This is a genomic window from Paenibacillus wynnii (assembly GCF_030812855.1).
GTDB lineage: Bacteria > Bacillota > Bacilli > Paenibacillales > Paenibacillaceae > Paenibacillus_AQ > Paenibacillus_AQ wynnii_A.
Genome location: NZ_JAUSTK010000024.1, coordinates 1 through 17,760 on the forward strand (window position 1 = coordinate 1; position 17,760 = coordinate 17,760).

At 40.1% G+C, this 17,760-nt stretch carries 26 protein-coding genes, 1 pseudogene and 1 riboswitch; of the genes and pseudogenes, 21 read left to right on the forward strand and 6 right to left on the reverse strand.

Annotated features, from left to right (window positions below):
- Window positions 1–102 precede the first annotated feature (102 nt).
- The 20 genes and pseudogenes from J2T20_RS19080 to J2T20_RS19170 all read left to right on the forward strand — a co-directional run bounded on the left by J2T20_RS19080 (window position 103) and on the right by J2T20_RS19170 (window position 11,377).
- Entirely contained in the window at window positions 103–618 is a 516-nt protein-coding gene (locus J2T20_RS19080; protein ID WP_307590926.1) for a DinB family protein, read from the forward strand.
- A 30-nt stretch (window positions 619–648) separates the two neighbouring features.
- Window positions 649–1,113: a GNAT family N-acetyltransferase gene (locus J2T20_RS19085; protein WP_307590927.1), complete on the forward strand. Its 465-nt coding sequence runs from the start codon at window positions 649–651 to the stop codon at window positions 1,111–1,113.
- A 24-nt stretch (window positions 1,114–1,137) separates the two neighbouring features.
- A complete protein-coding gene (locus J2T20_RS19090; protein ID WP_307590928.1) occupies window positions 1,138–1,659 on the forward strand; it encodes a GNAT family N-acetyltransferase in 522 nt (173 codons plus the stop codon).
- A 348-nt stretch (window positions 1,660–2,007) separates the two neighbouring features.
- Window positions 2,008–2,172 carry a hypothetical protein gene (locus tag J2T20_RS19095; RefSeq protein ID WP_307590929.1) on the forward strand — a complete coding sequence of 55 codons (165 nt, stop codon included), beginning with the start codon at window positions 2,008–2,010 and terminating at the stop codon, window positions 2,170–2,172.
- Between the two features lie 50 nt (window positions 2,173–2,222).
- A complete protein-coding gene (locus J2T20_RS19100) occupies window positions 2,223–2,741 on the forward strand; it encodes a hypothetical protein (protein WP_307590930.1) in 519 nt (172 codons plus the stop codon).
- A gap of 108 nt (window positions 2,742–2,849) precedes the next feature.
- Window positions 2,850–2,954, forward strand: a pseudogene (locus J2T20_RS25835) (methyltransferase domain-containing protein); the annotation flags it as partial.
- A 114-nt stretch (window positions 2,955–3,068) separates the two neighbouring features.
- Window positions 3,069–3,311 carry a hypothetical protein gene (locus J2T20_RS19105; protein WP_307590931.1) on the forward strand — a complete coding sequence of 81 codons (243 nt, stop codon included), beginning with the start codon at window positions 3,069–3,071 and terminating at the stop codon, window positions 3,309–3,311.
- Window positions 3,312–3,544: 233 nt separating this feature from the next.
- Window positions 3,545–4,045, forward strand: a complete 501-nt coding sequence (locus J2T20_RS19110; protein ID WP_307590932.1) for a hypothetical protein — start codon at window positions 3,545–3,547, stop codon at window positions 4,043–4,045.
- Window positions 4,046–4,077: 32 nt separating this feature from the next.
- On the forward strand, window positions 4,078–4,704 hold the full coding sequence (locus J2T20_RS19115) for a chloramphenicol phosphotransferase CPT family protein (protein ID WP_307590933.1): 627 nt from the start codon (window positions 4,078–4,080) through the stop codon (window positions 4,702–4,704).
- A complete protein-coding gene (locus J2T20_RS19120; RefSeq protein WP_307590934.1) occupies window positions 4,701–5,231 on the forward strand; it encodes a DNA topology modulation protein in 531 nt (176 codons plus the stop codon). Before J2T20_RS19115 ends, J2T20_RS19120 begins: the two co-directional genes overlap by 4 nt.
- Window positions 5,228–5,731: a GNAT family N-acetyltransferase gene (locus J2T20_RS19125; RefSeq protein ID WP_307590935.1), complete on the forward strand. Its 504-nt coding sequence runs from the start codon at window positions 5,228–5,230 to the stop codon at window positions 5,729–5,731. The genes J2T20_RS19120 and J2T20_RS19125 overlap by 4 nt, the downstream gene beginning before the upstream one ends.
- 39 nt (window positions 5,732–5,770) lie before the next feature.
- Complete coding sequence (locus tag J2T20_RS19130; RefSeq protein WP_307590936.1) at window positions 5,771–6,664, forward strand: alpha/beta fold hydrolase; 894 nt, start codon at window positions 5,771–5,773, stop codon at window positions 6,662–6,664.
- Between the two features lie 42 nt (window positions 6,665–6,706).
- Window positions 6,707–6,928: an NUDIX domain-containing protein gene (locus J2T20_RS19135; RefSeq protein ID WP_307590937.1), complete on the forward strand. Its 222-nt coding sequence runs from the start codon at window positions 6,707–6,709 to the stop codon at window positions 6,926–6,928.
- A gap of 778 nt (window positions 6,929–7,706) precedes the next feature.
- Window positions 7,707–8,279, forward strand: coding sequence for a histidine phosphatase family protein (locus tag J2T20_RS19140; protein WP_307590938.1), 573 nt, complete (start codon window positions 7,707–7,709; stop codon window positions 8,277–8,279).
- Between the two features lie 136 nt (window positions 8,280–8,415).
- Window positions 8,416–8,622 carry a hypothetical protein gene (locus tag J2T20_RS19145; protein ID WP_307590939.1) on the forward strand — a complete coding sequence of 69 codons (207 nt, stop codon included), beginning with the start codon at window positions 8,416–8,418 and terminating at the stop codon, window positions 8,620–8,622.
- A 32-nt stretch (window positions 8,623–8,654) separates the two neighbouring features.
- On the forward strand, window positions 8,655–8,912 hold the full coding sequence (locus J2T20_RS19150) for a DUF2164 domain-containing protein (RefSeq protein WP_307590940.1): 258 nt from the start codon (window positions 8,655–8,657) through the stop codon (window positions 8,910–8,912).
- Between the two features lie 4 nt (window positions 8,913–8,916).
- The gene (locus J2T20_RS19155) at window positions 8,917–9,366 is read left to right on the forward strand and encodes a hypothetical protein (protein ID WP_307590941.1); all 450 of its coding nucleotides are present in this window, start codon (window positions 8,917–8,919) and stop codon (window positions 9,364–9,366) included.
- Window positions 9,363–9,749, forward strand: a complete 387-nt coding sequence (locus J2T20_RS19160) for a DUF2500 domain-containing protein (RefSeq protein ID WP_307590942.1) — start codon at window positions 9,363–9,365, stop codon at window positions 9,747–9,749. Before J2T20_RS19155 ends, J2T20_RS19160 begins: the two co-directional genes overlap by 4 nt.
- Before the next feature lie 33 nt (window positions 9,750–9,782).
- The gene (gene lepB / locus J2T20_RS19165) at window positions 9,783–10,280 is read left to right on the forward strand and encodes a signal peptidase I (RefSeq protein WP_307590943.1); all 498 of its coding nucleotides are present in this window, start codon (window positions 9,783–9,785) and stop codon (window positions 10,278–10,280) included.
- A 299-nt stretch (window positions 10,281–10,579) separates the two neighbouring features.
- Window positions 10,580–11,377, forward strand: a complete 798-nt coding sequence (locus J2T20_RS19170) for a class I SAM-dependent methyltransferase (RefSeq protein WP_307590944.1) — start codon at window positions 10,580–10,582, stop codon at window positions 11,375–11,377.
- 83 nt (window positions 11,378–11,460) lie between these two features.
- On the opposite strand, the gene thiE is transcribed toward J2T20_RS19170, so the two are convergent.
- Genes thiE through J2T20_RS19200 form a run of 6 tightly spaced genes read right to left on the reverse strand, consistent with a single transcriptional unit; the run spans window position 11,461 to window position 16,341 of the window.
- Complete coding sequence (gene thiE / locus J2T20_RS19175; RefSeq protein ID WP_307590945.1) at window positions 11,461–12,147, reverse strand: thiamine phosphate synthase; 687 nt, start codon at window positions 12,145–12,147, stop codon at window positions 11,461–11,463.
- Complete coding sequence (thiD, locus tag J2T20_RS19180; RefSeq protein WP_307590946.1) at window positions 12,134–12,958, reverse strand: bifunctional hydroxymethylpyrimidine kinase/phosphomethylpyrimidine kinase; 825 nt, start codon at window positions 12,956–12,958, stop codon at window positions 12,134–12,136. Before thiD ends, thiE begins: the two co-directional genes overlap by 14 nt.
- Window positions 12,959–12,983: 25 nt before the next feature.
- Complete coding sequence (gene thiM / locus J2T20_RS19185; protein ID WP_307591012.1) at window positions 12,984–13,784, reverse strand: hydroxyethylthiazole kinase; 801 nt, start codon at window positions 13,782–13,784, stop codon at window positions 12,984–12,986.
- 19 nt (window positions 13,785–13,803) lie between these two features.
- Window positions 13,804–14,802, reverse strand: coding sequence for an ABC transporter substrate-binding protein (locus J2T20_RS19190; RefSeq protein ID WP_307590947.1), 999 nt, complete (start codon window positions 14,800–14,802; stop codon window positions 13,804–13,806).
- Entirely contained in the window at window positions 14,799–15,578 is a 780-nt protein-coding gene (locus J2T20_RS19195; protein WP_307590948.1) for an ABC transporter permease, read from the reverse strand. Before J2T20_RS19195 ends, J2T20_RS19190 begins: the two co-directional genes overlap by 4 nt.
- Entirely contained in the window at window positions 15,559–16,341 is a 783-nt protein-coding gene (locus J2T20_RS19200; protein ID WP_307590949.1) for an ABC transporter ATP-binding protein, read from the reverse strand. The genes J2T20_RS19195 and J2T20_RS19200 overlap by 20 nt, the downstream gene beginning before the upstream one ends.
- Before the next feature lie 86 nt (window positions 16,342–16,427).
- Window positions 16,428–16,531, reverse strand: a riboswitch (TPP riboswitch).
- 373 nt (window positions 16,532–16,904) lie between these two features.
- Between J2T20_RS19200 and J2T20_RS19205 the strand changes: the two genes are divergently transcribed.
- Entirely contained in the window at window positions 16,905–17,744 is an 840-nt protein-coding gene (locus J2T20_RS19205; RefSeq protein ID WP_307590950.1) for an amino acid ABC transporter substrate-binding protein, read from the forward strand.
- Window positions 17,745–17,760: the final 16 nt, after the last annotated feature.

Consider the following 17,760-nt stretch of genomic DNA (forward strand, 5'->3'; position numbering starts at 1 on the left):
ACATCGTCATTACCACCTATTAAAGTTATTTACTAGGCAGTATCGACAACTCCTCTAGTAAACAGACATCGGGCATTCACTACAGCGAGGAAGCTGATAAACATGGAAAAGATATATCTCATTACTGATATTCCAGGATATACACCACAAATCAGCCGTTTGATATCTATGATGAATTATGCTAGATATACAACAATAGAATCCACTAAAGATTTAACCATAGATCAACTGGATTTCTTGTTAGATCCTCAGTGCAATTCGATTGGTTCATTATTATTACACTTTGCAGCAGTAGAATACGCTTATCAAATACAGACATTTGAAAGAAGAGAATTATCTGAAGATGAATTGCTTGAATGGGGACCCGCATTAAAATTAGGAGATGAAGGACGAGAAATCATTAAAGGAAATGATTTGAATTATTACATAGATCGAATGAATAGTGTAAGACTTAGAACTTTAGAATTATTCAAAGAAGTGGATGATGATTGGTTAAATAAAGAAGAGGAATTTTGGTATAACAAACCAGCAAATTATTATTTTATGTGGTATCACGTATTTGAAGATGAAATTAACCATAGAGGGCAAATCAGAATGATTAGAAAGAGATTAGGCTGAAAATATGGAAATAAATAGAGGTGAAATCAAATGCCAGTAAATTATTATCATATCGATCACACTGGACTTGAGGTAGTTGAACCGCTATGGAATGAACTAGTAGATCATCATGGGAATATTTCGAGAAATATGAATCACCCATTCAGTAGAATTACTTTTCATGAACGATCAAAAGAATTGTTATCTAAAGTAGAACATGGGCAACTACAAATCATATTAGCAATTGATGATACTACAAATAAACACATAGGATACTGTATCAGTTCTATAACAAAAAAGGGAGAAGCTGAAATTGATTCGATTTATGTTTCAGAAGATTATCGTAGTAATGGAATAGGTGCTTCATTAATTAACCAGTCAATCGAATGGATAGAGAATCAAAAAGCCGAAAGTATATCCATATCGGTTATATATGGGAATGAAAGAGCTATACGGTTCTATGAGAAGTATGGGTTTTATCTAAGATCATATATATTGAAGAACAGAATGAGATAATTTCGAAGAGAGGTGAGTTTCATCTTGTACTTTGAGTCGGAAAGATTAATTATCAGAGAATTTGTAACTGAAGATATTGAGAGTGTTCATCTGTATACTTCTGATCCTTTAGTGGTAGAACACATGTTTTGGGGACCGAGTTCGGAAGAAGAAACTAGAGACTTTATTAACTTAACGATGGAAATGCAAAGACAAGATCCTCGTCGAGGCTTTGAATTTGCAGTGGTTCTGAAAGCCACGAATCAATTAATAGGTGGTTGTGGAATTCACATGAGCGGAGTGGGCCAGGGAGAACTGGGTTATTGTTATAATCGGCTCTATTGGGGACAAGGATTTGCTACTGAAGCTGCTCGTGTTTTGCTTGAATTTGGTTTTCAGAACCTTGGTCTTCACAGAATATATGCTACCTGTCGCCCGTATAACATTGGATCCGCTAAAGTTATGCAAAAGATTGGTATGGAGTATGAGGGACATTTCAGGGAACATATGTGGCATAAGGGGAAATGGAAGGACTCATACCAGTATTCGATAATTAGAGCTGAGTAAAACCGCTAGATACAAACATAAAGTTATATGTAACACAATATTATATATCCTAATTATGGAATTTGTTGTAGAATGGTGGAGGATTCTAATCAGCCCTAAGGCATAGGGCACAAACAGGGTGAGTATATGAAAAAGATCTTCATGGTACTGATTGCTCTCGTTGTATTTGTTGGAACTTCATCTTCGGCTATGGCTCATTCTTAAACACGCACTTATCATAAAACACCAATCCAACTTATAAACCCAGCTTGAGATCATTCGAAGGCTGGGTTTATTGATATTAAATACTCCAAGGAGGAGTGCAGAGATGCAGTTAGGTTGTACTTAACATGGATAGGTGGGCCCAATTTGGATGTGGAAATAAGAGATCTTAGAGGTGATTATGAACGCATTAAATCATTAAATATCGGAAAAGTTTCTGATGTGTTGTACATAAATATTGTCCAGCCCTACTATTGTTTTATGCTTGAGGATCCTGATGGCAACCTACTAGAGATTACAGGAGAGTATTGAGCGTAAGCTATAAATCAATGAGTAGTTTTTTTAAAAGGAGATGGATTCAGATGAACGCAGACACTACACTGGAATATTTCCGTACGGTTTCGATGCATCGAATGGTCGATCATTATCTTCCTAAGTTCATAACATGTCTGGAAAGCTTAGATACCCGGATCATTTGGGCCTGTAGGGATGATGAGGTGGGTATGAACAGTATTGGTGGGATTACTTTTCATGTTATCGAACAAGTTAAAAGACACTCATTAAGATTATCTAATCCGGCTTTGACGTACGCTAAGGGAATTGAAGATTATTTCCCTAGTATGAATGAGGAGAAAGATCAACTCATTTCAGAACTTAAATTAACCTTTAGTCACTTTCAGGCTACGTTGGAGTCGGTCGAGCAAGATCACATCGATTTATATAATCTGTATCATTTGGTTGAACACACGAGCTACCACTTAGGTCAGATCATAGACAGGGCTCAGAGACTGACAGGTGTTAAATATCAATTTGTACAGAATGGAATTAATGAGAAAGAATTAAGATCCTTAGTTGAAAGTAAAGGAGCTCCTACTAAATGATGAATCCAATGACTCGTGATAAAGCTCTGAAATATGCAAAATATCGATTGCCCTACTCAACAGAGACAAGATATAGAATACATAGCTGGGGTAGCTTAGGACACAAAATTGCTTGATTATTCGGTTGATTTAATTGTAGCAGCAAATGCATATCATAGGTTTCCCCCTGAGAGTACTATTGAAGAATTTAAAAGAATACTAAAACCGAGCGGTAGTTTAGCTATTTTCTCTTATCATGATGACTTTAATTTTCTGCGAGATACAATTCAACTATTTAATAACGAACAATACAAGAACCGATTAGCTGCGACAAGGCATTTGGAGCCCGTGAATTATTTTTATGGAGATTCTACACCCAGTAGGTTTCTATTTAATCAAGAGCATCACGAGAGTTGGGATGAATACTGGGGAGCGGTGATCTCCAATATGGAATCACCAGATGAAAGTGAAGATTGGTTCGTTGCCTTTCAGGATGCACATAAACAACGGTTTAATGATATCGCTAAAGACGGTGTAATCTCGATAAAATACAGTACAGAGGTTTGGTTAGGTCAACCCAAATACAAGTAAGGAGGCTAAATGAATGATTTATGTTTGATTATGTATATTCTTCTCCACAAGAAAGAGCTGTTCAAACAACTGAAATAGTGACAGGTATCCAAGGCGTTGAAGAGATCCATAGCATTATTAAAAGGGTATCAGAATTTATGCATGAGCTTGAGGATAAAACTGTTAAGAGGGATGTAAATATTTTAGTATCGGGGCATAGATGTACCACAGGACCTATAGAAAGGAAGGATTGAATGCGGATTCCTATTAATCAAGAGGATCTACTTAAAGATAACCTTAGTTGGTTATGCATTGAACCCGTATTAATTTCAGTCCGCGGTAAGACGTTAACCACTAAATCTGAGGTATATAATCAATTAAATGAGGGCCAAAGAGCATTATATTTGTTCTATGCTTTTCATAACCATGTTCAATCGAATGTTGAATTGTATTGGTTCGCTGCTTACTTTATGAATGAACTCAAGGCTTGGAAAGGTTTGAAAGATGGAATCGCTTTTTTCAAGGATAACGAAATGTTGATGCTTATGGAGCAATTGGAAACTATCATCGAGAATAAAAACAAAGACGTTAACGGCATATGGAGAGAGGCATTCCCATCTGATTTAGAAAAGGATATGAACTTATCCGATTCAATAAATCAGATATACAGTGAATACCAAGTTAGTGTGCTGCTAACCATTCAAGCGATGAACTCGTACATTAGAAACAACAAAGATGACTTTATTAAGTTGTAAAATGAACACAACTTTCAAAGGTAGGTGTATTTATGTTCACCCATGAGCCAAAAGGCTATAAAGTGCGTAAAGGAACCGTTATTTTTATTAATGGCACATCAAGTTCAGGGAAAACCAGCATTTCAAAGGAATTAATAAAAATACTTAAAGAAGATTTCATGTATCTTTCAGTGGATCATGCTATATCTGGCGTGAATGATATGTTGATGAATATGTTTGGTGAGCACATCACAAGAGAAGATATTAGAAGGATTGAAGATGAAGAAATCATAGAAAAACCAGTAATTTCGCTATTTCATCATTACATTTTAGCGTTTGCAATGGCCGGCAAAAATATAATAGTTGATCATGTATTAGTTGATCCTAAATGGTTGGAAGAATGTGTTCAGTTATTATCCGATACCCGTACATTCTTGATCGGGGTTCACTGTCCAATTAATGAATTGGAACGTCGGGAACAGGAAAGAGGAGACAGGCCTATAGGTTTAGCTAGCGCACAATATACAATTGTACATGAGAATATCCAGTATGACCTAGAAGTAAATACGCATATGAATTCAGTATCGGAATGTGCAAATACCATTAGAGATTTTATTAAAACTAACGAACCAAGAGTTCTCCAAACTTTCTATACAGAAGCAAAGGAGCCCAGTCAATGAATCGAGTACTTGTTCTAGGTTCAGCAGGGTCGGGGAAATCAACACTTTCTCAGCAACTGGGTGGGATATTTAAGCTCCCGGTTATTCATTTAGACAAGTATTACTGGAAGCCTAATTGGGAACCTACCCCGAATGAAGAGTGGGACAAACGGGTCGAATATTTTACGATGCAAGAGCATTGGATCATTGATGGTAATTACTCAAGAACTTTAGATAAAAGACTTGAGAGGGCTGATTTGATCATTTTTTTAGATATGTCGAGATGGCTTTGTCTCTATCGAATACTAAAAAGAAGAATTATGTATCATAAGAAAACTAGACCCGACATGAATGAGGAATGCCCCGAAAAATTTGATTTTGAGTTCATAAAATGGGTTTGGAATTATAGGAAACGAAGTAGAGTGAATACACTAAATAAGCTTGCAAAAGTGAAAGATGAAAAAGAAATAATCATCGTAAAAAACCGAAAACAGGCAGCAGAATTGATCCTTAGACTAGATCGAAGCAAGGGAGAGTTGATTATATGATTAGATTATGTGTAAGTGACGATACCGAAGTGATAAATCAAATTATTAATGATGCAGCAAGGGCCTATGAAGGTGTTATTCCTGAAGATCGGTATCATGAACCTTATATGAGTATGGACGAATTAGAACGTGAAATTAATGCAGGTGTAGTATTTTGGGGATATACGGATGCTATGAATCAGCTTATAGGTGTCATGGGTACTCAGCCCAAGGGAGAGGTCTCCCTAATAAGACATGCTTATGTGCGTACGAATGAAAGAAATAGTGGGATTGGAAGTAAATTGCTAAATCATATCGTCACTATAACTGAGAAACCAATTTTAATCGGAACGTGGCAATCAGCAGTGTGGGCCATAAAATTTTATGAGAAGAATGGCTTTACACTTACAACGGTAGCAGAAAAAGAGCGACTACTACAAAAATATTGGAGCATACCTGAAAGACAGATTGAGACTTCAGTGGTATTAGGTGATCGTAAATGGGCTGCTAATAAGCTATAGCTAGTTACTGATAGATCGGTAGAATGGAGCGTTGCTATTTTGAAACAATCAAAAGAAAAGTGTTATCAAGATTATTGCGATACTTACGATGCATGTCTTTCTTTATGGCCTGTTCCACTTAAAACGATTAATGTATCAACAACTTATGGGGAAACACATGTAATCATTAGTGGTTCTGAAAATAAGCCCCCATTAATTCTCTTACATGGTCTGGGTTTTAGTTCAACTATGTGGTATCCCAATATTGAAGGACTGAGTGCAGAATTTTGTACCTATTGTATTGATATAATTGGGGATGCCAACAAAAGTCTTTCCAGTAGAAAGCCCACGGATAGAAGTGAATATTCGGAATGGTTACTAGAAGTTATCCAAGGGCTTCATTTAGAGAAACCCAATATTGCAGGATTGTCATATGGAGGTTTTATATCCCTTAATTTCGCGCACCATTTTCCTGAATATGTTAACAAGGTTATTTTACTTTGTCCTGCTGCAACTTTTAAACCCTTTAGGTTGCAATTTTTTCTAAGAATCTTCTCCCTATTGTTATTTTCGAAAGGAAAGGTCCTGCAGAAATTTATGAATTGGATGTTTGGGGGTAGGTATCATTTAGACCCTTTATTTATTCAACAATTTGAAGCAGGGATAAATCTAAGACGCGCATTGAGAATAAAAAGAAAAAAGGAGAAATCGAGGTCATCATGGCCAAGTGTTCTACCTAATGATGAATTACAAGGAATAAAGACTAGTGTTTTATTACTTGTTGGAGATAAAGAAGCGATATATGATCCGAGAAAAGTACTCGCAAGGGCAACGAAATATATCCCAAGAATTCAGGCTGAATTAATACCGAATGTAGGACATGGAATGTCAATGGAACAACCTGAAATAATAAACACTTACATAATTAATTTTTTAATACCTAACTTGAAATAAATCATCAAGAAATCAAGAGGACCCCATAAAGGCAAATGGGATTTGCCAGGTGGAACTATAGAATTTTGGGAAGAGCCTTATGAAACACTTCAAAGAGAGTTTTTAGAAGAAACAGGGATAGCTGATATTGAAGGAACTCTCAAAATCGCAAAATCTTATACCATCATATACCCCTACAAAGAGGATCAGTTAGAGGAAATGCATCATATCAGAATTATATATAATGTGAGGTCACTTCATAAGAATTATGAGCTCGATGGATAAGCTTAGATGAACTGCACAAGTTCGAGGTAACACATTTTGTTGAGAAAATATTTAATTATATAAGATGAGATCGGGTTAAGAACGCTATGCGGACTCCAGATCCCTTATTGTCTATAAATTGCTCTATAAGTAAGTTATGCGGACACAGATGCCGTTATTTATGAATACGGGGCTATTTATAGCCGAATTCTTGTAAATAAGGCCTTCTGAGTCCGCATAGATAAGGAATGTAGGTAAATGGAGTAAATAGCGTCCGCTGAGTCCGTAAGGCTTACGCATTCATCTTGAGCAGGTATCTACGCGTGTTCGTACATCTAGAGGGAGGGTGTTAGGAATACTGATTCTGAATCTCTCCAGCGTGTTCGTATATCTTGAGAGGAGTGAGTGGCTATTATGCGGAAAAGGCAATGGGTGACGAAGGGGGATTTAAAGTCTTACGAAGATAGCGGCCGGAAGTCCAAACATTCACCACAGTGCGACGAATCCCTTATTCTAAAAATCTTAAGTTCAACCTATATAGATAATAACGAGGTGTAGCTTTGAAAATACGGGAAATTGTTACGGGCATCATCATTTCTTTATTAATGCCTTTTGTTCTGTTCGTGATTCAAAAGCTCGTAAATGCTAGTCATAGTGAACCAAATGATTTTCAATATAATACTAACTATTTTGTAGTACTTCACTTGAATGGGTTGGGATATTTTTTGTGTTTCTTAGTTTCACTTCTCATTTATTTCTTAGGTCTACTTTTATATAAAACCTGGGGGCGGAAGACTCTATGAAAACCTATATCTATTTTATCAGGCATGCTATTTCTCCATTTACTTTGGATAACGAGCAGTATCGGGGATTATCCGAACAGGGAAAGTTGGATTCACGCCAGGTTGCTGATCTACTGAAGAACGAAGGGATTGATGTTATTGTTTCGAGTACATTTGCTCGTGCAATCGACACGGTTAGACCTTTAGCTGATATTTTAGGTAAAGAGATTGTTCAATATGAAGAATTAGCGGAAAGGGCAATTGCGAGTATAAAGAACGAAATAGCAGAAGTCGATTTATTGAGGGGAATAGAAAGGTCGTTTGTAGATATTGATTATTGTATGTTAGAAGGAGAAACAACAAGACAAGCCCAGCAAAGATCAATACCCATCATTAACAAACTTATCATTGAGAATAAAGGGAAAAAGATTGCGATCGGAACTCATGGGAATATTATGACGATCATATTGAATTATTTTGAGAAAAACTATGGATATGAATTTTGGGCTCAGACCTCAAAGCCGGATATTTATAAGTTGGAATTTGAAGAGATGGATTTGAAGCATGTTGAAAGACTATGGAAATCTTAACTGTGGCTGTTACTAACACACTCCCAAAGAAACGAACGTGGTAAAGATATCAAATGTTCCGCAGTAAATAAAGGATATCCCTTATTATGGGATAAGTGGTATATTTGTTGTAAGGCATTTTAACACAGGGGGGACCATGAAGAAGAAAACGCAATTCTTTTTGATCATAGCCGGTTTGTTTCTTTTCTATGTGTTGTTTTTCCCGATGCCGTCTCCTGAAATAGCTGTTAGAAAATATCTGATAATCACATACCCAGTGGTTGCATTTACCGGTAAAGTGGACGAAGGCAAAGTGAAGAATGACCCTAAGTATGGGGATTTATACATTGTAGATGAAGTGTGACTTGGTTTCCGAAATCAAGGAGGAGATGAATAATGATTTTATTAAAACTGCCTAAAGAGATTAAGGATGAGATGATTAACAACGTGAAGAATTATTTTGAAGAAGAAAGATCCGAAACGATAGGTGATTTAGGTGCTGAACAATTTATTGATTTTATGATAAAAGAGCTCGGACCTCACATTTACAACAAGGCAATAACAGATGCCCGCTTGCTGATTCAAGAAAAAACCAATCAAATCGAAGACGAACTTTATTCCTTGGAAAAACCGGTTTTTAACCGCAAAGGGTAACTCGATGGGAAAGCTAAAAATCAAATCTCTAAATAATAGGAAATTAGTATTTTTACTAATCATTGGATTTCTAATTTTAATATTCACAGGATTAATTAAATGGCTACCAACCCAATCTGAACGAACACCTGATCAGGTAATCCATGATTTTATGACAGCTATTATAGAGAGAGATATAAATACAGGGGTCTCATTAATGTTTCAAGGCTGTACTAAAACAGCAGATGAAAAAATAAAAGATTTTAAAAATAACTTAACGGAACACCCTATTCACTCTTACCAAATCCTATCTAGTAAAAAAATAAAGAATGATAATGTTCAGTATTTAGTTAGGCTAAATGGCGAAACAAATCTTGAATATAATGTATTTAGAGTTAAAGGAAAGTGGTTATTATCCTATGAGCGGCTTGGAGAGAATCCTAACCAATTCATTCGCAAAGGCTGTGAAAAATGATTAATCCCAATCAAAATAATGGTTTTTTTGATTTTATTAGTGAGCTGCCGTTATTCTTCATCTTATTTGGAGGAATAATATTTACCTTAGTCTTTGGAACGTTCGCGTATGTCATCATAAAGGGATTGAGTAGCTACTTCTCCAATAATGCTGCTGAAATTACAAGACAGAGAAGTAAAATTGTAGACAAGAGATCTGAAGTTTGGGGAGGGTCCGGGGATTCGAGTGCTAATACTAGCCACTTTATTACTTTTGAGTTCGAAGATCATACCCGTAAAGAGTTGCAAGTACGTTCTGACCAATATGGGTTGATTACTGTTGGTGACCAAGGAGAACTGATCTATCAAGGCACCAGATTCAAAGAATTTATAAGACAGTATTAACAAGAATCCCATGTGAAATGGAGCTTTATTTTAATGAAGAATACACTGAAACAATATTTACCCAGCATAATCATTGCCGTGATATTATCACTTTTCATCAGAACCTATGTGGCAGAAGCCATGAAAGTACCCACAGGGTCCATGATACCCACTATTGAAATCAATGATCGCCTATTTGTAGAAAAGTTAATGTGGATGACTAAGCTTAAGCATAGCGATATTGTTGTTTTTCATTCTCCGGTGGAACCTAAAAAATATGTGAAGAGATTAATAGGTCTCCCTGGGGATGTTGTAGAGGTTAAGGACGGGCTATTATATCGAAATCAAGAGCTTGTAGATGAACCCTATATCAAAGACAAAATGAATTATAACTATGGGCCCGTAACCGTTCCTGATGACCAGTACTTCTTTTTAGGTGACAATCGTAACGAAAGCTTCGACTCTCACTTATGGCCCAATCCTTTTGTAAAAAAAGATAAAATAATCGGCAAAGTATGGTTTGAAATTCCTACACATTTATTTGCAAAATAGATTACTTGAAGAAATATATAAGTTGAACAAAAGAAAATAACAAAAAGCGAAAAGGAACGAAAGGGAAATTTGGAACTGTAGGAGCGATAGCGACCGCCCGAAAGCTTTCCGTAGGAAAGCTAGCTTCGAAAGCATAAGCTGTATCCGGATTTCAACCGCTAAATAGCGAGTTAAATCAAAGAAATCTGGATACAACAGCGGCCGGAAGTCCAAATCTTCACGGTAGTGACGCCTGAGCCTTAAGTTAATATCTTAAGTTCATCTCTTATATAGAACCTTTTTTGAGAGGAAACTTACCCATGAGCAATATTGTTGATTTCTACAGTACATACGATGAAGATTCCCGATTGCAATCCAATAATGCTAGAAGATTAGAGTTCATTACTACGACAACCATTCTAAATGAGTATATGAAGCCGTCGGATCGAGTGCTCGAAGTAGGTGCAGGGACAGGAGTATATTCCATGTATTATGCCGAACGAGGGTATGAAGTCACAGCTACTGATTTAACCCCGAAGCATATTCAAATCATTGAATCCAAGCTTAAAAATAGTGCTCCTCTTCGGATGAATGCAAAAGTTGCAGATGCTACTAATTTGTCCGAATTTACAAGTGAAACCTTTGATGTGGTTCTGTGCCTCGGTCCTATGTATCACTTGATTGATCGTGAGGCCCAAGAAAAATGCATTTCCGAATGTTTGCGCGTTTTGAAGCCCGGTGGCATACTTGCGATTGCCTATATAACCAAGTATTCGGTATTTCCTTACCTCGTAAAAGGTGATCGAAAGTTCTTGGATGAAAGTTGGGTGGACCGAATTCTGGATAAAGGATTTACGTCATCTAATGAAGAGGATTGCTTTTGGACGGATGCTTATTTCCATGCCCCTGAGGAGCTAGAGCAAATGATGTTCAGTACGCCTACAGAAAAACTTACGCATGCAGCTTCAGATGGAATAAGCCCATTAATCAGTCCTATTGTGGATGGATTATCACCTGAAGAATTCGAGGTTTGGACTAAATATCATCTTAGAACATGCAAAGAGCCTTCTATATTGGGAACGAGTAGTCATGCTTTATATGTGTGTACAAAAAAATAGCCACACGTTTATTACCCGGGTAAGCGCATAGAATGCTAAGAATTGTATTTTCTCGACAACATAGCTTGACTCGGAGGAAGACCTTATGCTTCCAGTCGACGAAGTTCGAGAATATGTTCTCGAACAACCCGCACAAAATTTCCCACCGTCCCGCTTATATCATCTGCCGCTGCAATAGCAGAAATCACTGAAATGCCATCCGCACCAGCAGTAATGACAGGGATGGCATTCGTCAGTGTAATCCCCCCAATCCCGACCAACGGAATCGTCAATCCATTTTCACGCAGTTCTTCAATGATCTTAGTCCCTTGAACCTCTTTGGCATCATCCTTCGATGTAGTTGGATATATTGGTCCGATCCCGAGGTAATCAGCTCCGTCAGCAATAGCTTGTTGCGCTTCCTTCAATGTATGGGCAGAGACGCCTACAATCTTATTCTCACCGATTTGCTCCCGAATAGAACGAGCCGGCTGATCGTCCTGTCCCACATGAATGCCGTCAGCGTCCAGGGCAATGGCTAAGTCGATATCATCATTGACGATAAAAGGGACGCTGTTCAATCGGCAAATTTGCTGCAGCCTTTTAGCCAGATCAAATCGGGCTTCGCCTATCAGCGACTCGGGGCCTTTTTCACGGAACTGAAACATCGTTATCCCCCCGGCAATCGCCTCAGATAATACCTCTTCAGGTGTCTTGCGACAATTCATGCTGCCCATAATGAAATACACCTTCAACGATTCGCTTAGGATAGTGCTGTTATATCGTGTCATGACGCTCACCCCGTACTCGATTTTGATAGGAAAAATGGTTTGTTGGCCCGTGCCCGGCTCCAATGCCCAGTTCATCTTCAATAGCTGCTTGAATGAAGGCTTTGGCCGTACGAACCGCCTCTAGTACCGTTTTTCCCCGGGCAAGCTCAGCTGTAACTGCTGCCGAGAAGGTACACCCAGTACCATGCGTATGACGAGTCTCAACCCGCTTGCTCTCCAAGTAATGGAACTCTTGCCCATCGAATAATATATCGATTACGCCTTCACTGCTGGAATCATGCCCCCCTTTCATTACCACGTAACGTGATCCCATTGCTGAGATTCTCCGGGCTGCTTCTTCGCGGTCATTTAAATTAGAAATGGTTAACCCTGTTAATATTTCTGCTTCAGGTATATTTGGTGTGGTTACTAAAGCCAGTGGCAGGAGGGATGTGATCAAGGATTGTACAGCTTCCTGCTGTAACAGCTTGGAACCTCCTTTGGCGACCATGACCGGGTCTACTACAAGATTTGTCCACCCGTAACCTTTTACTTTTTCCGCTACGACACGAATGATATCAGCACTAAACAGCATCCCTGTCTTAACCGCAGCCGGTTGCAGATCTTCACCGATTGAAGTAAGCTGTTGGGCCACAGCTTCCTTCTCTATAGGAAAGACACCCTGTACACCTAACGTATTCTGAGCCGTTACTGCTGTTAGAGCTGACATTCCATATACGCCTAGTTCCTGAAAGGTCTTGAGATCCGCTTGAATGCCTGCACCTCCGCCGCTGTCAGAGCCCGCTATAGTTAAGGCTTTAAATATCTTCATGGTTCGTTCTCCTTATTGAGTGAAATTAAGCGAGCTTCTTAATCTGGGACATTTCCTTGAATATCTCAGGCGAGACAAGCGCCAATTGATTCAGGAACTCCACCTGGAAGCTACCGGGTCCTTGATGGGCCGTCATTCGTGCAGCTATTTCAGCGGCAATTCCGTAGAAAGAAACCGCCTCGACCGAAGCTTCTAGGAAGTTCCCATTACTTACAGCCAGAAAAGCGCCGACCACTGACGTGAGTAAGCAGCCTGTGCCCGTAACCTTTGTTAGTATGGGATGTCCATTGCTAACGATATATGTACTATTTCCATCAGAAATGACGTCTTCTTTTCCCGTAATAATGACTGTGCAATCGAGCTTTCGTGCAGCTTTTTCAGCCAAAGCTACTACGTCGCCTTCACCTTCACCGGCATCTACACCTTTACTGGACCAGCTCTCGCCAACTACGTTCGCAACTTCAGCTACATTCCCCCGAAGGGCAGCAAGTTGAATTTGACTAGTCAACGCTTGGGTAACGTCTGTGCGGTAAGCCGTTGCACCTGCGCCTACGGGGTCAAGTACCACAGGAACTCCGTGTGCATTGGCTGATTGTCCGGCCAGCAGCATAGATTGAATCGTATGGTCATTAAGAGTGCCGATGTTAAGGACAACAGCACCGGACATTTTAGCTACATCCTGTACTTCCTCATGCGCATCAGCCATAAATGGGGATGCCCCCAGAGCAAGCAGGCCGTTAGCCGTAAAGTTGGTTACTACAATGTTAGTAATGTTGTGAACAAGCGGATTTTGCAGGCGTACCTTGGCTAGATAAGTCATTTTAATTCCTCCCTGGGTTATGTTGTTATAAGTTAATAAAAGCTTCTTCGGTTTTCACATCTGTATTGAGAAGCTGGTTCTCATAAAGCCATTGGTGAACATTCTCCCAAGATTCCGGGTCCTGATAACCAAAAGTCTGATCACCCGCATCCATAAGCGGCAATAGGATTTGCAAGCTTTGTTGCTCAATGTCCTTATCCAGTGGTGAGGTTGCATCCTCATGCTTGAGCAGGATCGAGAGGGCTTCATCCGGGTGGTCTTGCACATACTGCTGGCCTTTGGTGATGGCTGTCATGAATTTTTTCAAATACGTTTTGTTGTTCTGCAGCCCTTGTTCACTGGCGACAAGCACCAGTTCATAATAATCCGGGACTCCATAATCAGTCAGATGGATCGAAGTCACCGGATGACCCTCTTTGGCCAAGATCAGCGCCTCGTGATTAATAAACCCGCCCATAATTGCCTCTACTTTACCTGTGGAAATGGCCGGGATTAGATCAAATCCAACATCGATCAAATTTGTACTCTTGGGATCTCCGCCATCATTCTTTATCATTGTCTTCACCATTGCTTCATATAAAGGGATGGAGGAATAGCCTATATTTTTACCCGATAAATCTTGAGGACGCTGTACTGCACCATCGGCAGGAACCAACAGATGATTAAGAGGATGTCTGACAATGGCAGCGATGGATTGCACCGGGATCTGCTCAGCGCGGGCCATAAGTACCTGAGGTTGATAGCTGAGTGCCAGATCGATTTGATTGGCCGCGACTAGCTTCAGACCGTCATTGCCGTCCGCAGGCATACGGATTTCTACATCCAACCCTTCTTCAGCAAAAAATCCTTGGCTCTCCGCTGCATAAAATAAGGAATGTACGGCATTAGGATACCAGTCGAGCATAAGTGTAAGTTGGTGCAAAGGCTGCTCGGATTTCCCCGTTGAACAACCGCTTAGAATTAGAAAGACACAGAGTAGTAAAAGGGAGACAGAAACTCTTAATTTGGTATAGGTGTACTTCATGATCTGGAGGAACCTCTTTTCATAAATAGAATTTTCTCAAGCAGGACTAGAATTAAAAAAAGGACAAGGCCAAGTGCAGACAGTAAGAACACGGCAGCGAACATCTCATCACTTTGCAGGTTCCCGGCCATACGGCGGCTGAAATAACCAAGGCCCTTGCTGCCCCCGAGCCATTCGCCAATCGTTGCTCCGATCACACAATATACGATGGATAGTTTCAAGCCGGAAAAAAAGGAAGGCAGCGCCAGTGGGATCTGGATCTTTGTAAGCAGGTGCCGTCGGCTTGCGCCCATCGTTAATAATAGTTCTCTGTAGCCTTCGGCCCCCTTGCGTAATCCATCAAAGCTACCCACCACTACTGGAAAGAATGCAGTTAAGAAGACAACGGCAACCTTGCCTGCCAGCGAGTAACCGAACCAAAATATGAAGATGGGCGAGAGTGCGATTAACGGGATCGTCTGACTGATGATAATGAAAGGATATAGTGCTTTTTCCAGCCTGCGGGACAAATGCATTCCAGTACCTAACAACGAGCCTAAGACAACAGAAAGGATGAATCCTATGAATACTTCCTGAAGAGTAGCCGGCAGATGCTGCCCAAATAACAACCGCTGATTCTCTACAAGAGCAATCCAAATGGACGTAGGAGCTGGAAGGATAAACGATGGAATCCATTCCAGACGCACAACGGTCTCCCAACACACCAGTAGGAAGAGGAGAAGGAGGAGGGCAAGACCATAATCTCTAAGATAACGTTTAAGAAGAGTGAGTATCATAAAGTCGTTTCTCCAAATCCTCCCGCAGCTTCAGAAACCGCGGATCATAATTCATAGCAGAGTGTCTGGGTCTCGGTAAATCAACGATAAATTCCTGCATTGGAGCTTTTGATTGACTGCCGGACATTAGGTAGATTCGATCGCTAAGCAGAATCGCTTCCTCCAGATCATGCGTAATGAATAGAACCGTCTTCGCAAGTCCATCCCATAACCCGGTAAGCCACTTGTGCATTTCCCGTTTAGTTATAGCGTCAAGAGCGCCAAAGGGTTCATCCAACAGCATAAGATCCGCTCCGGTTACAAGCGTTCTTAGAAAAGCGATCCGCTGCCTCATACCACCCGATAATTCATTCGGGTAAGCTTGTTCCACTTCTGCAAGACCAAAGCGCTCCAGCATCTCGCGTATCAGTGAGATCGTTTCCGCTTTTGAGCGGTTCTGAGTTACTTCCCACGGCAGAAGACAGTTGTCCAATACCGACCTCCAGGGCAGTAAAAGGTCTTGTTGAGGCATGTAGGCAATGTTCCCTAGTCGGGTATTTGCAGAGGAGGTAGCATCTTGCCAGATGATATCACCGCTAGTGGGTTCCGACAGTCCTGCAATAATCTTGAAAAGAGTGCTTTTTCCACAACCGCTGGCACCGATGACGGAGACAAACTCTCCATGCTTAACGTTCATAGACAATCCTGATAGAACCGGGTACTTCTGCTGAGGATCAAAAGAGTAGGACAAATCATTGATTGAGATCATTGTGTTCGTAGACAAACCCCCTTCCAAACAAATAAGGCCCATCCATCTCCAAAGGAAATGAATGGGCCCAAAATTCTCGTCTGCATAGGTATGCATCACTTGAAAGTCCGGTTCCACTTCCCTCCGCTGGTATGATCCAGATCAGGTTCCAAGGGTCCGGAGGTTTAACTCCATCTCAGTCAAGTAGACTCCCCTAGTGAAATAAATAGGTCAATATTGAATTCTTAAGTGCTTTTAAATATACCATATCTTATCGATATGTAAAGAGTTGGGAGAGACTTAAGCCTTAACTATATTAAGATTTGCGGAGTCCTGTGACAAACAGCGTAATTATCCCTTTTAAAATCTGTTCTTTGGTATCTCCGTGAAAACTCTAACTTCCAAGAGGACAATTCGCCAATTTGGGGTAAGATAAACAGGGTTGATAAATGGTGACTAAAAGCATAGAACTCTCTATCATCATAATTCCGATGATTATTATCGGAAAAAGTATTGACGGAGATAACATGACAGTGTACTATTCAATTTACCGGGTTGTACAACACACATACAGAGAAGGATTAGAGAGGGGATTTACAATGAAAAAGATTAGTATAATGATTCTATTGGCACTGACCGTGGTATTTGTAGCGGCATGCGGGAATAATGCCAATAACAATACGGCTGCTGAACCAACAGCGGCAACGAATGAGGGTACTGCACCTGCTGCTGATCAGAATAGTCTTGAGGCTGTTAAAGCCAGCGGCAAGCTGCGTATCGGTACAGAAGGTACATATGCTCCATTTACCTTCCATGATGCAGCTGGTAAACTTACAGGCTTTGACGTTGAAATTGCTGAGGAAGTTTCCAAGCGTTTGGGTGTGGAACCTGAGTTTTTCGAAACTCAATGGGACGGAATCTTCGCCGGGATGGATGCTAAACGTTTCGATGTTATCTTTAATGAAGTTTCTATTACGGATGAACGCAAAGCTAAATATGACTTCTCCGAATCTTACATCGTTTCCAAAGCCGTGCTGATTGTTAGCGAAGATAATGAAGACATTAAGTCCTTTGCGGACCTGAAGGGTAAGAAGGCTGGCCAATCACTAACCAGTAACCTTTCCAAGATTGCAACTGACAATGGTGCTGAGATCGTAGGTACTGAAGGTTTCAATCAGGCAATTGACCTACTGACCTCTGGACGTATTGATGCAACAGTAAACGACGGATTGTCTTACCTGGACTTGAAAAAGCAAAAGCCGGATGTAAAAATTAAAGTGGTAGATGAAATCGCTGAAGGTTCACAAAGTGCAGCTGTCTTCTTGAAGGGTAATGACGAATTAGTCAAAGCCGTGAGTGATGCCATCACTGAAATGAAGAGCGACGGAACATACCTGAAAATTTCCGAGAAATATTTTGGAGCTGACGTTTCCAAATAATTCATGCCAAAAAAGG